Raw genomic sequence first — 12,897 nt, 5'->3', positions numbered from 1 at the left:
CATGATTGAAGCCAAGATTTTCGCACAGCCCGGCGAGAGCGCCTGGACGCCGACGCCGGACGGCAACAGACGCCGCGTTCTCGTCTCCACCGATGAGCTGATGATGGTCGAGTTCGGCTTCGACAAGGGCGGCGTCGGCGCACTGCATTCGCACCCGCATGTCCAGGCCAGCTATGTCGCCGAAGGTCGCTTCGAGGTGACCATCGACGGCCGCACCGCGACCATCGAGACCGGCGGCAGCTTCATCGTGCCGTCCAATCTGGTGCACGGCGTCAAGGCGCTGGAGGCCGGGCGCCTGGTCGACAGCTTTACCCCGCACCGCGCCGATTTCCTGGCCTGAACCTTTTTCGGCAATTCCAGAAACAGGAAACCCGCGCCTCCTGGGGAGGCGCGGGCTGTTGCCTGTGCGCTCGTGGCGCAGCGGTACTCGAAACATCGCCGCAGGGTTGGACGGTGCCGCAACATGGTGAAGATAGGTTTAACGATGCCAATCAGGTCGATCGCCGGTGGGGTGTTGCTGCTGCTTGTTGTGGTCACGCAGGGGCTGCGCTAATCGTTCTGGCCACGCCGCTGCTTCGGGCGGCCGATCGCAAAAACATCAGTGATGCAGATATCGACGACAAGCGTGCCGACGCACGATCCCAAACGGCGCGTCCTCAAGGACGTGTTCGGCTTCGACGATTTCCGTCCCGGACAGGCCGCGGTGATGGAGGCGCTGCTTGGCGGCCGCCATGTGCTGGCCGTCATGCCAACGGGTGCCGGCAAATCGCTGTGCTACCAGGTTCCGGCGCTGGTCAAGGGTGGGCTGACCATTGTCGTTTCGCCGCTGGTGGCGCTGATGCAGGATCAGGTCGCGGCACTGCGCCTCGCCGGCGTCGCCGCCGATACGATCAATTCCTCGATCGACCGTGATGCCAATGTCGCGGCATGGCGCCGCGTCGCGTCGGGCCAGACGCGGCTGCTCTACCTCGCGCCGGAACGGCTGATGACCGAGCGGATGCTGGATGCGCTTGCCAGGCTCGATGTCAGCCTGATCGCCATCGACGAGGCGCATTGCATTTCGCAGTGGGGGCCGGCGTTCCGGCGCGAATATGAAGACCTGTCGCAGCTGCGTGGCATCTTTCCCGACGTACCGATCATTGCGGTGACAGCGACGGCGGACGAGACGACGCGGGCAGACATCGAGAGACGGCTGTTTGGCGGGCGTGTCGAAACGCAGGTGCTTGGCTTCGACCGGCCCAACATCAAGCTTGCCATCGAGCCCAAGCAGGACAGCAAGCGGCAGTTGCTCAATTTCATCGGGCGCCATCAGGGACGCAGCGGCATCGTTTATTGCCTGTCGCGCAAGAAGACCGAAGAGATGGCGGCGTTTCTCGAAAAGAACGGCGTGACCGCGCTCGCCTATCACGCCGGGATGAGCAAGGAGGCGCGCGATGCGAATCAAAACGCCTTCATGACCCTGTCGGGCGTCGTCATGGTGGCGACCATCGCCTTCGGCATGGGGATCGACAAGCCTGATGTCGCCTATGTCTTCCACACCGATCTGCCCGGCAGCCTGGAAGCCTATTACCAGGAGATCGGCCGTGCCGGTCGTGACGGGCGGGCGGCTGAGGCGCATATGCTTTACGGCCTCGGCGATATCCGCATGCGCCGCATGTTCATCGACGACGAGGACGCAGCCGTTGAGCACAAGCGCCGCTCGCATGGCCGGCTCGATACGCTGATCGGCTATTGCGAGACGGCCGAGTGCCGCCGCCAGGTGCTGCTCGGTTATTTCGGTGAAGAGGCGGTCCCTTGCGGCAATTGCGACAATTGCCTGGAACAGGCGCCGCGCACCGACGGCACCGCCGAGGCGCGCCTCATCCTGGCGGCGGTGGCGCAGAGCGGCGAGCGCTTCGGCACCGGCCATGTCATCGACATCCTCATCGGCCACGAGACTGAAAAGATCGCGGCAAGGGGGCATCACAGGCTGGCAGCCTTCGGCAATGGCACCGCGCACAAGAAGGATTTTTGGCAATCTATGATTCGCCAGCTGGTCGCGAACGGTTTCCTGATGCCGGACCCGGCCGGCCATGGCGGGTTGGCCATCGCGGACAAGGGCCACGCACTCGGCCGGGGCGAGGTGCCGTTCCAGTATCGGGTCGAGATGCGCACGCGCGCCGCGCGCCGCGCGGCTCGCGCCGGGCAGAGCCCCCAGAGCGAAAATGTAGATGCGTCGCTGCTCGCGGCGCTCAAGACGCTGCGGCTGCGTCTGGCCAAGGAACGCCAGGTGCCGGCCTATGTGGTGTTTTCGGATCGTACACTGATCGACATGGCCGAGCGTCGTCCGCAAGACCTCGACGATTTCGCCGGGGTGAATGGCGTCGGCGCCGCCAAGCTCAAGGAGTTCGGCGCGATTTTTGTCAGCGCCATTGCCGCGCACCTTTCCGAGACGCCAGGCTGAAAGGGTGTTGCTGGACCAAAGCCCGATCCGGCATCAGTACGCCTTCAACTTGCCCGCCCGCTTATCCTTTCATTTTGGCGTTACCCTGCCGTAGGGGAATGGCCTTCCAAATTGTATGGAACCGTGACGACAAACCACACATTCCTGAATCTAAGCGGTCGATTCTCGGATGTAGCCGTGATTATGGAAACCCGCTGTTGCGCGCGGGTGGCGGTTTTCTCGGCCTTGGAGACGCTACGTCGGCAGCCGCGATCCGCTGAGCCGAATGGTATGATTCAGACCATCTTTGTTGTTGAAAACCCGCTTTCGACGGGAGTATAAAACTCGAGGTTACCATTGCTTTTCGTATAGAGGCTGTGGTGGAAACGTGGGTCCAATCCGCAAAGCATTGCCTTGCGTGGAAGTGGTCGAAGCCGGCGGCGAATGGTCCGTTCCTGTGGCCAAGGAAGACCAGGAAATTACCCGATCATTCGTGATTGAACCGTTTGCGCTGTCCTATGCTGAGGGCCAGCGGATACGCCTGCTTCTCGACAAGTTCGTTCGTCTGTAGAGAGGCTAAGCCCGATGAAAGACCGGTGGGAACCTGACCACCAGTTCATTGAAAGCGCCCGCCGTAGCCAGCTCCGAGCGGAGAGCCAACTGGACTCCCTGCAATCGACCATCGCCGAAACGCGACGCGTCCTAGAGGCTTCACGGAAGCTCTTGGAAAAGATTGCCGAGCGGGAACACCATACCCAGCCATAGGGAATGGCCGGTGCAGGTTGGGCATGCTTGTGGGGCTTCACCGCACCGGCCACTGCGGGAAGATATGAGGCCCCCCGCGCCGCCTAAGATATAGGCATATTAGCAATCGCGCAATTAACCCTATTGCGCTACCCAGCCGTAGAGGCAAGGAAATCGGAGAAGTTGGTGCCGGTTAACCGCCAGCACGCGAGCAAGTCATTCTGAAAGCATGAAAAACGCGATTTTGCTCGTGCCAATTGAGCGTCTGAAATCTAGTTCCTGCTGCCGATTATCCCTAAGTTAACTGAAATACTTATATTCCCGAAGGGTTGCGAATCAGTCGATTGTCAAGCGCATGCCATGGAGCAAGCAAGGGATCGATCTGAGCAGAAGGGCCGCAGCGGTCGAAGCGCGCTGGGAAATCCGAGCGGCTTCGGCAATTGTCCGCTCTGGCTCGCCCGCTACAACTCGACTCGCGCAGTGTGGACGGAATCACCGGCCATGTGGACGAGAACCATCTGGCGATGTCGTTCACCGAGTTTCGTTCGCGCTTCAGCCTTTAAGGGCAAGGTGATCAAGGCGATCGGATCGCCGCCTCAGGCGGCTTCGCGTTCGGCCTGCGCAGTCAGGTCCGGCTCCCCGCGGCTGTACTGCCGCGGCGAACAGCCCATGACGCGCTTGAATGCCGTGCTGAAGGCGCTTTCGGATTCGTAGCCGAGCGCCAGCGCGATGACGGAAACCGGATCGCCGGAATGCATCAGCCTGTCGCCGGCCAGCATCATGCGCCAGCGCGTCAGATAATCCAGGGGTGAGGCCCCGACCGTCTGCTTGAATCTGAGCGCAAAAGTCGATCGCGACATGCCCGCGCGCTCCGCCAGTTGCTGCAATGTCCAGCCATGCGCCGGGTCCTCGTGCATGGCGCCGATCGCCGCGCCGATCTGCCTGTCGGTAAGTGCGAACAGCCAGCCGACATTGCCTTGCGCGGTCATATGCAGGCGCAAGGCCTCGATCAGGATCATGTGGGCGAGGTGCTCGACGATGAGAAAGCCGCCGGGACGCCGCTGGCGCAATTCCTGCATCATCCGCTCCACCGGCCAGCGAAGCGCCGAATGGTCGCTCTCGCCGCGGATGTGGACGATGGGCGGCAGCATCCGCAAGAGGATGCCGGCATGGTCGCCGGACAGCGTGAAGCGACTGCTGACCAGGAGGAAATCGCCGCCGCCATTATGGACGGTGATGCCGCCGGTCCGCGCCGGTGAAAAGATCGTTCGCGCATCGACCGTCGGCAGGCCGAGATCGCTGGCAAGGCGGAAAGGCCGGCCGCGCGGCAACAGGAAGCAGTCGCCCACGTCCAGCCGCACCGCGTCAGGGACGCCCTCGACCGACAGCCAGCATCGGCCGGACACCACGGCGCCGCATTTGATGGCGGCCTGCTGGTCAGGAAACTGGATCGCCCAGTCGCCACCGGTTTCCAGCCCAGCCGACAGGTAATTGCGCGGCTTCAGTAGCGACAGCACGTCTGACAGCGGATCCATGAGCGTTCTCGGACGATTGCGAAGATATCTCGGATTTTACAGTATAGATCGTATGATCTCAAACTTCTATCTCCTTCGCAACGGGCTGCCTTTACGGCGTTCGACAAAAACCAAGGAGAAATGATCATGCGTGTGTTCGTTACGGGCGCCACCGGTTTTGTCGGTTCGGCGGTTGTGCGGGAATTGCTCGGGGCGGGCCATCAGGTGCTTGGCCTCGCACGGTCGGGAGCAGGTGCGAAGTCGATCGTGGCAGCGGGTGCCGAGGTGCATCGCGGCGATATCGAGGATTTCGACAGCCTGCGCAGCGGCGCTGCCCAATCGGATGGCGTCATCCACACGGCCTTCAACCACGACTTTTCGAGATTCGCCGCCAGTTGCGCAGTTGACCAGCGCGCCATCGAAACGCTCGGCGCGGCGCTCGAGGGTTCCGAGCGGCCGCTGCTTGTCACCTCCGGCCTCGCCGGTTTTGCGCAGGGAAGGCCGGCAACCGAAGACGACAAACCCGCGCCGCCGTCGGCCTCCATGCCGCGCGCTTCGGAGGCAACGGCCGTGGCGTTCGCAGCGCGCGGGGTGCGCGCATCGACGGTGCGGCTGGCGCCGACGGTCCATGGCGAGGGCGATCACGGTTTCGTGCCGATGCTGATTGCCATTGCGCGTGAAAAGGGCGTCTCGGCCTATGTTGGCGACGGCGCAAATCGCTGGGCGGCGGTGCACCGGTTCGACGCCGCCACCCTGTACAGGCTGGCGGTGGAGAAGGGGGCGGGCGGCGTCAGCTATCATGCGGTTGCCGAACAGGGCGTGGCGAGCAAAGAGATCGCCGAGATCATCGGCCGCCGGCTCGGCCTGCCGGTCGTTTCCATAGGCCCCGAGGACGCGGCTGCGCATTTCGGCTTTCTCGGGCATTTCATCGGCGGGGACTTGTCGGCGTCAAGTGAGCAGACCCGCACTGCGCTGGGATGGCAGCCGACCGGGCCGGGGCTCATCGCCGATCTCGATCGTGCCCGCTATTTCGAGGCCTGATCAGGCCGGCCAGTCGCGTTGCATTGCACGACCGACAGCCTGGCGATCAGCGGCAGTGCCAGCAACACGGCCAGACGCAGCCCGCCGAGCGGGCAGCACCGTCGTGCTGCTGGAACCGCCGCCACATCTGTATGGCGGCAAGCAGAACGAACACGGCGTAGGCCGCCCGCAGCCCGGACGACCTGCTCGCCCGTCGCCGGAAAGCCGGCGAAGGCATGGCCTCGTCATGGCAGACCTACCTTGTTACGGGGATGCGCGCGCGATTCCCGCGCCTAGTTAGAGATCGCCCTTCCTCACCTTGCCGTAAACGATATTCCGGTTCGAGCCATAGTAGACTTTCGCGTCGAAAGGACTCCCGCCGAGGGCGGCATTGATGATGTCCCACATATCGTCGGCCGAACGTAGGATGAGCGGCCAATCCATGAAAGTCTCCATGTAACCATCCGTCGTTATCTCGTCGCTGAAATTGGCAAACAGGAATTCGCCACCGGGCTTGACGAGTTCCATGGCTCTTTGAAGCAGGCGGACGCCGATGGCACGCGGCAGGTAATCGTAAAGCCCCGATGCGTAGACTAGATCGAATGTGCCAAGGGCGTAGGCGCGGCGCAGGATGCCGCGTACGGAACCCTGGACTGCCTCGACTGCCGTGCCGGCAAAGTCGTGGTTCACCGTGGCTACGCTGACGGGGTCCTGATCCAGGCCGATCCAACGCTGCAGTTTATGCCTGGCCAACGCGTCGGAGCGTTCGGCTTCCCTGAGGTGGCCGCAGGCAATCGCCAGCACCTCAGCCTTTTCCACACTGCTGGCCGTCTCGTCCACGGTCCTGGCCAGAATATCCCGCCGCTCGCGCCCCGCCACCGAACTGGCAGCTTCACTGGTGTACGCATAGATTTGCCGACCAAGTAAGGTCGACGAGGCCACGATCTCGTCGGCGATCGGATGCTTGTAGTAAATATCCAGCAGGCCTGCATCGCCCGAATACCCGCGCGGTTTTTCGACCGACCACCGCGTGAACGGGTCCTGGAGCAAATATTCCGCGACCCGATGCTGCTGAGCCAAAGGAACGAGTTTCTGCCAAACCGCGGTAGCAACCTGCCGGCGGAGCTTGTGGAGTCGCCCCGCCAAACGATGGACGACGGGGGCGGCCGGTTTGTTTCGCGCAAAGGCTTGATGAGCAAGGTCCAGTATCAGGGCGAGCTGGGCCGTGCTGTCCCTCAACTCGTCGGAGTCAGCCGCCTCTTCGGAGGTCGCAACATGTTTCTTCATCAGCCTGGTGGTGACCAGGCTGTATTGGTCGAGCTGCAGTTTTGGCTTGATAGGCATGCCGTTTACTCTCCGGTTTACCGCCCCGGTCCCCGGCCAGCAGCATAGGTGCGCCGCCAACCAATGCTAACAATTTTAATAAAATTTTAGTAAAATTTGAATCAACGGAATGGCCATCAATCCTGCAAACTGGCTAAATCCGAACCGCCCGTTTACCCTCGGTTAGCGACATCTGACTTTTCTTGCGGACAGGGACGTCTTCATTCCCCGACCGCAGGCGACGTCGGCTGTTGCATTCGCTACTGCAGATCCCGGAGGAGCGTTGCGATGCAACTGAGCGAGGACGTTGCCCAGAAGGTGGCGGCAGCGATTGGACGTCCGCGGTGGCATTCCGCCGATCCGGAACTCCTGACACTGTTCCTGCAGAAGGATGCCGATGAGAATCGCAGTCTTGTGCGATGGGGTATTGCGGCTGCTGTATTCAGCTATGTGGCCTATGGCCTTTTCGATTGGTTTCTCTTTCCGGATGTCGCCGGCCGGCTTGTTTTGACGCGCGTTACGCTAGGGGTCACTTCCCTGGCGCTTGTCGAATTTGTCGCCCGACGGGGCTTTGCCCTTGCCACCTTGCACCTTGTAGCAGCGCTGGCGATTGTCTCCGGTGCCCTTGGGTGGCTCGTCTCCGCTGTTGGAACAGAGCATCAGGATGCCCTCTCCCATTTCATGGTTTTTGGCACAGTGTTCATCCTGGGTGCGAATCTGTTCTTCAACTTCCGTTTTTGGCTTTCAGCCCTTGCCTCCGCGACGGTCGCCGCAAGCTTTGTGTACGCCGCGATGTTCTCCCTTCAGGCCGACATCGCCGGCCGCATCGTGCTGTCGGCCTATTTCGTGAACTGCCTCGTCTTGTCGCTTTATCTTTCGTGGCGGCTGAGCCTGGAGCGGTACCAGACCTTCCTGCACGCGCTTCGGGCGCAGTTCCAGGAGCAGGCTGCTATCAAGAAGGGGCAGAAGCTAACCGAAATCGCCGACACCGATCCGCTCACGGGAATGAAGAACCGCAGGGCGATCATTCGAGAATTCTCGGAGCTGCGCGAAGACTGGGCCGCGGACGACGACGAGATAGGGCTCATTCTGATCGACGTCGACTACTTCAAAAGGTTCAATGACGGACTTGGTCATCAGGCCGGCGACGATTGCCTGATCAAACTCGCCCATGTCCTCTCCGAGATGGCGGCTGCCAACAACGCCATCGCGGCCCGCTATGGCGGAGAAGAATTCGTCATTCTCTGCAAGGTCACCGGGCGGGCTCACCTTCATGAGATAACCAAGAAATTCTGTCGCGCTGTAGAGGATTTGGATATCTACCACCCTGATCGGGGCGACAAGCTCAACATCGTAACGATCAGTGCCGGGGCGTCGTTGACGCGCGCCGATCAGAGCATAGAGCTTAGAATCCTGCTGCAGGAAGCTGACCGCGCGCTCTACGCGTCCAAGTTTGCCGGTCGGGCTACGTTCACGATTTACGACCCGCATGCCACCAGCCAGGATCGCTCCGGCGAAAATCTTTCAGAACTGCTGAAGGTGGCAGTTTCCAACCAGCTCGTTTCTGTCGCTTACCAGCCAATTCGCGAGCTGGCGTCGGGACGCGTGCTGGGCCACGAGAGTCTGATGCGGGTATGCGACTTCGACGGCACCATGATCAGTCCGTCCGTATTCATACCCGTTGCCGAGCAGACCGGAGCGATCGTGGAACTGGGTACGTGGCTGATCGATCGAGCCTGCGGTGACATGGCGGAATACGGATTGGGCTCGGTCGTGACGGTGAACGTCTCCGTTCTTCAGCTCAAGGCTCCCAACTTTTCACTCCGGATCACCGAGATCCTTGGCAGGCACGGCCTTGCGCCCCAGAAACTGGCCATCGAAATCACCGAAGGCAGTGACATCTTTCTGGAGGCGCAAGCGGTAAGAAACGTGGAGCGGTTGCGAAAACTCGGCGTTCAGATCTGGCTGGACGACTTCGGAACGGGATTTGCCGGCCTGACATGGCTCCGCCGCTTCAAATTCGACGTGGTCAAGATCGATCGCAGCTTCCTCCACGATTGCCAGACCTCTCGCGGCTTGAGCCTGTTGCGGGACATGGTCGGGCTGCTTCGCAATCTCGGCCATGTCGTGCTCGCCGAGGGCGTCGAAACGGAGGAGCAGTACATATTGCTGCAGCGCCTGGGGGTAAATTTGATGCAGGGCTTCCTCACCGGGCATCCAGTCCCGATCGAAGAGGTTAACCAAATAAGGCAAGGCCTTGTTGCCTAGCGGCAGCCTCTACGCTGAAGCTTCGGAGGGCATCCTGCTTCGTTCCGGTCCCCCCTACGCTACTTCGTAGCTTCGGGCGACACTCCTACGCCCAGATGCGGTGCCGGGTGGCCTGCCACCCGAAGCCCGCAGGGCGTAGGGTGGCGGAGAGGGAGGGATTCGAACCCCCGATGGGCTTGCACCCATGCCGCATTTCGAGTGCGGTGCATTCGACCACTCTGCCACCTCTCCGCGGTCATGGTCGGCCGTTGCCGGCGCGGCGCACTAGATAACGGCTGGGCGGGCAGGTTACAAGGCCAAATCCGCGGGGGAATTCAGCTTCCTGTGCGGGCTCTGTCTGGAGGGCTGCGTTGCGGCCACGTCGGCAGATGGGGCCAACCGGTCCTCGACTGGAGAGATCGGGGGCGGCAAGGAGGCGGCGTGGCCAAGGATTCCGCCCGTTTGCCTTGACTCGTACCGAACCTTCGGTTAGGGGAAGCGCGCAATCGGCGTGGAGGGTTCTTCCACGCCGCTTGTTTTTCGAACCCGCAGACTGACAAAAAGACGGCCGAACCGCGTGACGCGGCTCATCGAGGCCGACCGAACAGCGAAAGGCAAAAAATGTTCGCAGTCATTAAAACGGGCGGTAAGCAGTATCGCGTTGCCGCCAACGATCTCCTGAAGATCGAGAAGCTCGAAGCCAATGTCGGCGATATCGTCGAAATCGGCAGCGTCCTCGCCCATGGCGAAGGCGAAAATGTCACCTTCGGCGCCCCGTTCGTCGATGGCGCTCTGGTCACGGCGGAAGTCGTCGAGCAGGGCAAGAACCGCACCGTCATCGCTTTCAAGAAGCGCCGCCGGCAGAATTCGCGCCGCAAGATCGGCCACCGCCAGCTTCTGACCACCGTGCGGATCGCCGAGATCCTGCTGGGTGGCGCCAAGCCTTCCAAGAAGGCCTCAGCCAAGGTGGAAGTCAAGGCTGACGTAGCGCCCGAGGCGAAGGCCGAGGCCGCGCCGAAGGAAGCCAAGGCGAAGAAGGAAGCCAAAGCCGAGGCTGCTCCGAAGGATGAAGCCAAGACGGAGACCGCCGTCGCCGCGCCGCTGTTCAAGGCGCCGAAGGGCGAGCCGGACGATTTGGCCGTGATCAAGGGCATCGGCCCGGTTGCCGCCGGCCAGCTGCACGAGCAGGGCATCACCACCTTCGCCCAGCTTGCCAAGCTGTCGGACAAGGACGTGGCCAAGATCGACGCGCACATGCCCTTCAGCACCGACCAGATCAACGACTGGCGCGAGCAGGCCAAGGAACTGGCGAAGAAGTAAAACGAACCGGCGACAAGGTCGCCGGATCGGACTTGAAACGGAACGCGAACGCGTTCATAAGACCATTCAAGCGCCCCAGGGCGCATCGGAGTTAGTTAGATGGCACACAAGAAAGCTGGCGGCTCGTCGCGCAACGGTCGCGACTCGCATTCCAAGCGTCTGGGCGTGAAGAAGTTCGGCGGCGAAGCCGTCATCCCGGGCAACATCATCATCCGTCAACGCGGCACCACCTGGCATCCCGGCGTCAATGTCGGCATGGGCACGGACCACACCCTTTTTGCGCTCGAGACCGGCGCAGTCACCTTCAACAAAAAAGCCAACGGCCGAACCTACGTATCGGTCAACCCGATTACCAAAGCCGCGGAGTAGCCGGTTCCGCACTATAAAACCGGCGCCCATCTCGGGAACCGGTGTCTGGCCAAACCAGTGAATGGAGCCAGGAAAAGGATCAGGGGAGATGGGTTTTCCATCTCCCCTTTTTTCTTGCCTGGAGGACGTCGAATGGTTGCCGAAGCGGAACACACCGAAGACGAAAGTTACGCGATAGATTGCCCGGTGCTGGCCACGGAGCGGCTGGTGATGCGCGCCCCGTGTGAAGCCGACATCGCGCAACTGGTCGAGCTTGCCGACAACCGTCACGTCGCCGAGATGCTGGCCCGCATGCCGCACCCCTATGGCGAGGCCGAGGCACGCGCCTTCCTGGCTATGACCCGGTCGCGCCGGGCCGGCATCGCCTACGCCCTGACGCTCGCCGGCACCGACATTTTCGTCGGCTGCGCCGGCCTCAACATGACCGATCGCGGGCTGGAACTCGGCTACTGGATCGGCGAGCCCTATTGGAAGCGCGGCTATGCGACGGAGGCCGCGCACGCGTTGGTCGACCTTGCCTTCCAACGGACGTCGATCCACGTGCTGCAGGCTTCGACGCGGGTGATCAATCCGGCCTCGCGCCGGGTCATCCACAAATGCGGCTTCCAGTATGCCGGCCAGGGCATGCTGAACTCGATCGTCGCCGGCCAGGTGCCGGTCGAGCGGTACCGGCTGGACAGAAAGACCTGGATCAGTCTTCGAAACTGGGTGCATTTCTAGGTGTTTTGATATTCAGGTGAGGCCGGCCTGCAAACGCGGGTTTTATGCGCTTCCGGTGCACGTACTTAAGTACACTCCGCTCCGGTTCTCGAAAACCAGTGTTTTCGGCTCGGCCTGACCTGAATCTCAACACCTAGGCGCGTGCCTCCAAACGACAGGTTTGGAAACGTTGGTTGTGGATCGGGCTCAACTCAGCCCATCTCGACCCAAATCGGGAGATGGTCCGAACCGACCGCTTGCGGGTCGACCCACAGGCGCTTCAGCGATCCGGCGAGCGAGGCCGAGGTAAAGATGTAGTCGATGCGCTTGTGGCGGCTTGTGTCTTCGGGTCGCGTGGGATCGACCCAGGTGACGACGTCTGGTGTGTTCAGGCGCTGGGCGACGTCGACGGCGAGATCGGCGGTCAAGGGCATGCCGAATTCATGGTCCGGGCGGCCGACGAGTTCGACATATTCGGGCGAGCCGGGCAGCATGTTGAAGTCGCCCATGACGATGAAGGCTTCGGGATAGGGCAGGTCCGGCAGGCCGATCTCGGGAATGCCGGAGAGACCGCCGCCCTCGAAGGCATAGTTCAACAGGCGCTGGCGCAGGAAACGGATCTGGCTGGCGCGCTCAACCGGACTGCGATGGTCGAGATGCGTGGAATAGAAGCGGATGAAGCCGAGCGGGGTCTCGACCAGCGCCTCGAGTGCGCCGCGCTGGAAGTTCATCGCCTCAAGGCTGCGGCTGCGCGGCAAAAGCAGATTGCGCGACAGATGGATCGGTGTCTTCGACAGCACCATGTTGCCGAGCTGGAAAGTGGTGGTGATGGCGCGGCCGGCCTCCAGGCGCGAGCCGACATTGACCTCGAAATTGCTGCCGTAGGCGGCAAAATATTCGGGCAGCGCCTCACCGATCTCGGCGACCATGTCGCGGTTGCCGTTCCTCGGATTGTTGCGGGTCACTTCCTGCAGCGCGATCACGTCGGCGCCGCGAACCGCCTCGGTGATGCGGCCGAGATCGTAGCGGCCATCCAGACCGATACCGTACTGGATGTTGTAGCTCACAACCTTCATTCCCGCGCCCCTCAAGCTCCGTCCGCGAACACTGCTACCGCGTCCCCGACAAAAGGGCATCCGGCGCTTTAGTCGCAAAACGGCCTCGCCCTTGGCCGCGCCTTGGTTTAGAGCAAGGCGCAAGATCTAGAGCAAAGCCGCAAGGCCAACAGAAACTGCGTAG

Annotated in this window: 11 protein-coding genes and 1 tRNA gene; 8 read left to right on the top strand and 4 right to left on the bottom strand. The window is 61.9% G+C overall.

Annotated features, from left to right (window positions below):
* Nucleotide 1: 1 nt before the first annotated feature.
* The 3 genes from NKJ75_RS16120 to NKJ75_RS16110 all read left to right on the top strand — a co-directional run bounded on the left by NKJ75_RS16120 (nucleotide 2) and on the right by NKJ75_RS16110 (nucleotide 2,993).
* A complete protein-coding gene (locus NKJ75_RS16120) occupies nucleotides 2-340 on the top strand; it encodes a cupin domain-containing protein (RefSeq protein ID WP_023684110.1) in 339 nt (112 codons plus the stop codon).
* Nucleotides 341-604: 264 nt separating this feature from the next.
* Nucleotides 605-2,443, top strand: a complete 1,839-nt coding sequence (gene recQ, locus NKJ75_RS16115) for a DNA helicase RecQ (protein WP_352499962.1) — start codon at nucleotides 605-607, stop codon at nucleotides 2,441-2,443.
* 397 nt (nucleotides 2,444-2,840) lie between these two features.
* Nucleotides 2,841-2,993 (top strand): hypothetical protein, encoded by a 153-nt coding sequence (locus tag NKJ75_RS16110; RefSeq protein WP_023684112.1) that lies wholly within the window; start codon nucleotides 2,841-2,843, stop codon nucleotides 2,991-2,993.
* 769 nt (nucleotides 2,994-3,762) lie between these two features.
* Here the strand turns inward: NKJ75_RS16110 and NKJ75_RS16105 are convergent.
* Complete coding sequence (locus NKJ75_RS16105; protein ID WP_352499940.1) at nucleotides 3,763-4,701, bottom strand: AraC family transcriptional regulator; 939 nt, start codon at nucleotides 4,699-4,701, stop codon at nucleotides 3,763-3,765.
* 126 nt (nucleotides 4,702-4,827) lie between these two features.
* Between NKJ75_RS16105 and NKJ75_RS16100 the strand changes: the two genes are divergently transcribed.
* Nucleotides 4,828-5,721, top strand: coding sequence for an SDR family oxidoreductase (locus NKJ75_RS16100; protein WP_352499939.1), 894 nt, complete (start codon nucleotides 4,828-4,830; stop codon nucleotides 5,719-5,721).
* Nucleotides 5,722-5,997: 276 nt separating this feature from the next.
* Here the strand turns inward: NKJ75_RS16100 and NKJ75_RS16095 are convergent, their stop codons facing one another.
* Complete coding sequence (locus NKJ75_RS16095; RefSeq protein ID WP_023684116.1) at nucleotides 5,998-7,044, bottom strand: class I SAM-dependent methyltransferase; 1,047 nt, start codon at nucleotides 7,042-7,044, stop codon at nucleotides 5,998-6,000.
* A 267-nt stretch (nucleotides 7,045-7,311) separates the two neighbouring features.
* Here NKJ75_RS16095 and NKJ75_RS16090 point away from each other — a divergent pair, with 267 nt between their 5' ends.
* The gene (locus NKJ75_RS16090) at nucleotides 7,312-9,291 is read left to right on the top strand and encodes a putative bifunctional diguanylate cyclase/phosphodiesterase (protein WP_352499938.1); all 1,980 of its coding nucleotides are present in this window, start codon (nucleotides 7,312-7,314) and stop codon (nucleotides 9,289-9,291) included.
* Between the two features lie 141 nt (nucleotides 9,292-9,432).
* On the opposite strand, the gene NKJ75_RS16085 is transcribed toward NKJ75_RS16090, so the two are convergent.
* Nucleotides 9,433-9,522, bottom strand: a tRNA-Ser gene (locus NKJ75_RS16085).
* Nucleotides 9,523-9,891: 369 nt separating this feature from the next.
* Between NKJ75_RS16085 and NKJ75_RS16080 the strand changes: the two genes are divergently transcribed.
* From NKJ75_RS16080 to NKJ75_RS16070, 3 genes are all read left to right on the top strand, one after another.
* Nucleotides 9,892-10,590, top strand: coding sequence for a 50S ribosomal protein L21 (locus NKJ75_RS16080; RefSeq protein WP_023668688.1), 699 nt, complete (start codon nucleotides 9,892-9,894; stop codon nucleotides 10,588-10,590).
* Nucleotides 10,591-10,689: 99 nt separating this feature from the next.
* Nucleotides 10,690-10,959, top strand: coding sequence for a 50S ribosomal protein L27 (gene rpmA, locus NKJ75_RS16075; protein ID WP_015315190.1), 270 nt, complete (start codon nucleotides 10,690-10,692; stop codon nucleotides 10,957-10,959).
* Between the two features lie 132 nt (nucleotides 10,960-11,091).
* Nucleotides 11,092-11,679 carry a GNAT family N-acetyltransferase gene (locus NKJ75_RS16070; protein ID WP_352499937.1) on the top strand — a complete coding sequence of 196 codons (588 nt, stop codon included), beginning with the start codon at nucleotides 11,092-11,094 and terminating at the stop codon, nucleotides 11,677-11,679.
* Nucleotides 11,680-11,870: 191 nt separating this feature from the next.
* Here the strand turns inward: NKJ75_RS16070 and NKJ75_RS16065 are convergent, their stop codons facing one another.
* The gene (locus NKJ75_RS16065) at nucleotides 11,871-12,734 is read right to left on the bottom strand and encodes an endonuclease/exonuclease/phosphatase family protein (RefSeq protein WP_023668690.1); all 864 of its coding nucleotides are present in this window, start codon (nucleotides 12,732-12,734) and stop codon (nucleotides 11,871-11,873) included.
* Nucleotides 12,735-12,897 lie beyond the last annotated feature (163 nt).

It is taken from the genome of Mesorhizobium sp. M0058 (assembly GCF_040323095.1).
GTDB lineage: Bacteria > Pseudomonadota > Alphaproteobacteria > Rhizobiales > Rhizobiaceae > Mesorhizobium.
Note: the sequence above shows the minus strand (reverse complement) of the source record. Positions and strands in the feature narration are given on the sequence as shown.

Bases quoted from the DNA above. Each gene is read 5' to 3' on its own strand.
- NKJ75_RS16120 (WP_023684110.1), top strand. From the start codon at position 2: ATGATTGAAGCCAAGATTTTCGCACAGCCCGGCGAGAGCGCCTGGACG.
- recQ (WP_352499962.1), top strand. From the start codon at position 605: ATGCAGATATCGACGACAAGCGTGCCGACGCACGATCCCAAACGGCGC.
- NKJ75_RS16105 (WP_352499940.1), bottom strand. From the start codon at position 4,701: ATGGATCCGCTGTCAGACGTGCTGTCGCTACTGAAGCCGCGCAATTAC.
- NKJ75_RS16100 (WP_352499939.1), top strand. From the start codon at position 4,828: ATGCGTGTGTTCGTTACGGGCGCCACCGGTTTTGTCGGTTCGGCGGTT.
- NKJ75_RS16095 (WP_023684116.1), bottom strand. From the start codon at position 7,044: ATGCCTATCAAGCCAAAACTGCAGCTCGACCAATACAGCCTGGTCACC.
- NKJ75_RS16090 (WP_352499938.1), top strand. From the start codon at position 7,312: ATGCAACTGAGCGAGGACGTTGCCCAGAAGGTGGCGGCAGCGATTGGA.
- NKJ75_RS16080 (WP_023668688.1), top strand. From the start codon at position 9,892: ATGTTCGCAGTCATTAAAACGGGCGGTAAGCAGTATCGCGTTGCCGCC.
- rpmA (WP_015315190.1), top strand. From the start codon at position 10,690: ATGGCACACAAGAAAGCTGGCGGCTCGTCGCGCAACGGTCGCGACTCG.
- NKJ75_RS16070 (WP_352499937.1), top strand. From the start codon at position 11,092: ATGGTTGCCGAAGCGGAACACACCGAAGACGAAAGTTACGCGATAGAT.
- NKJ75_RS16065 (WP_023668690.1), bottom strand. From the start codon at position 12,734: ATGAAGGTTGTGAGCTACAACATCCAGTACGGTATCGGTCTGGATGGC.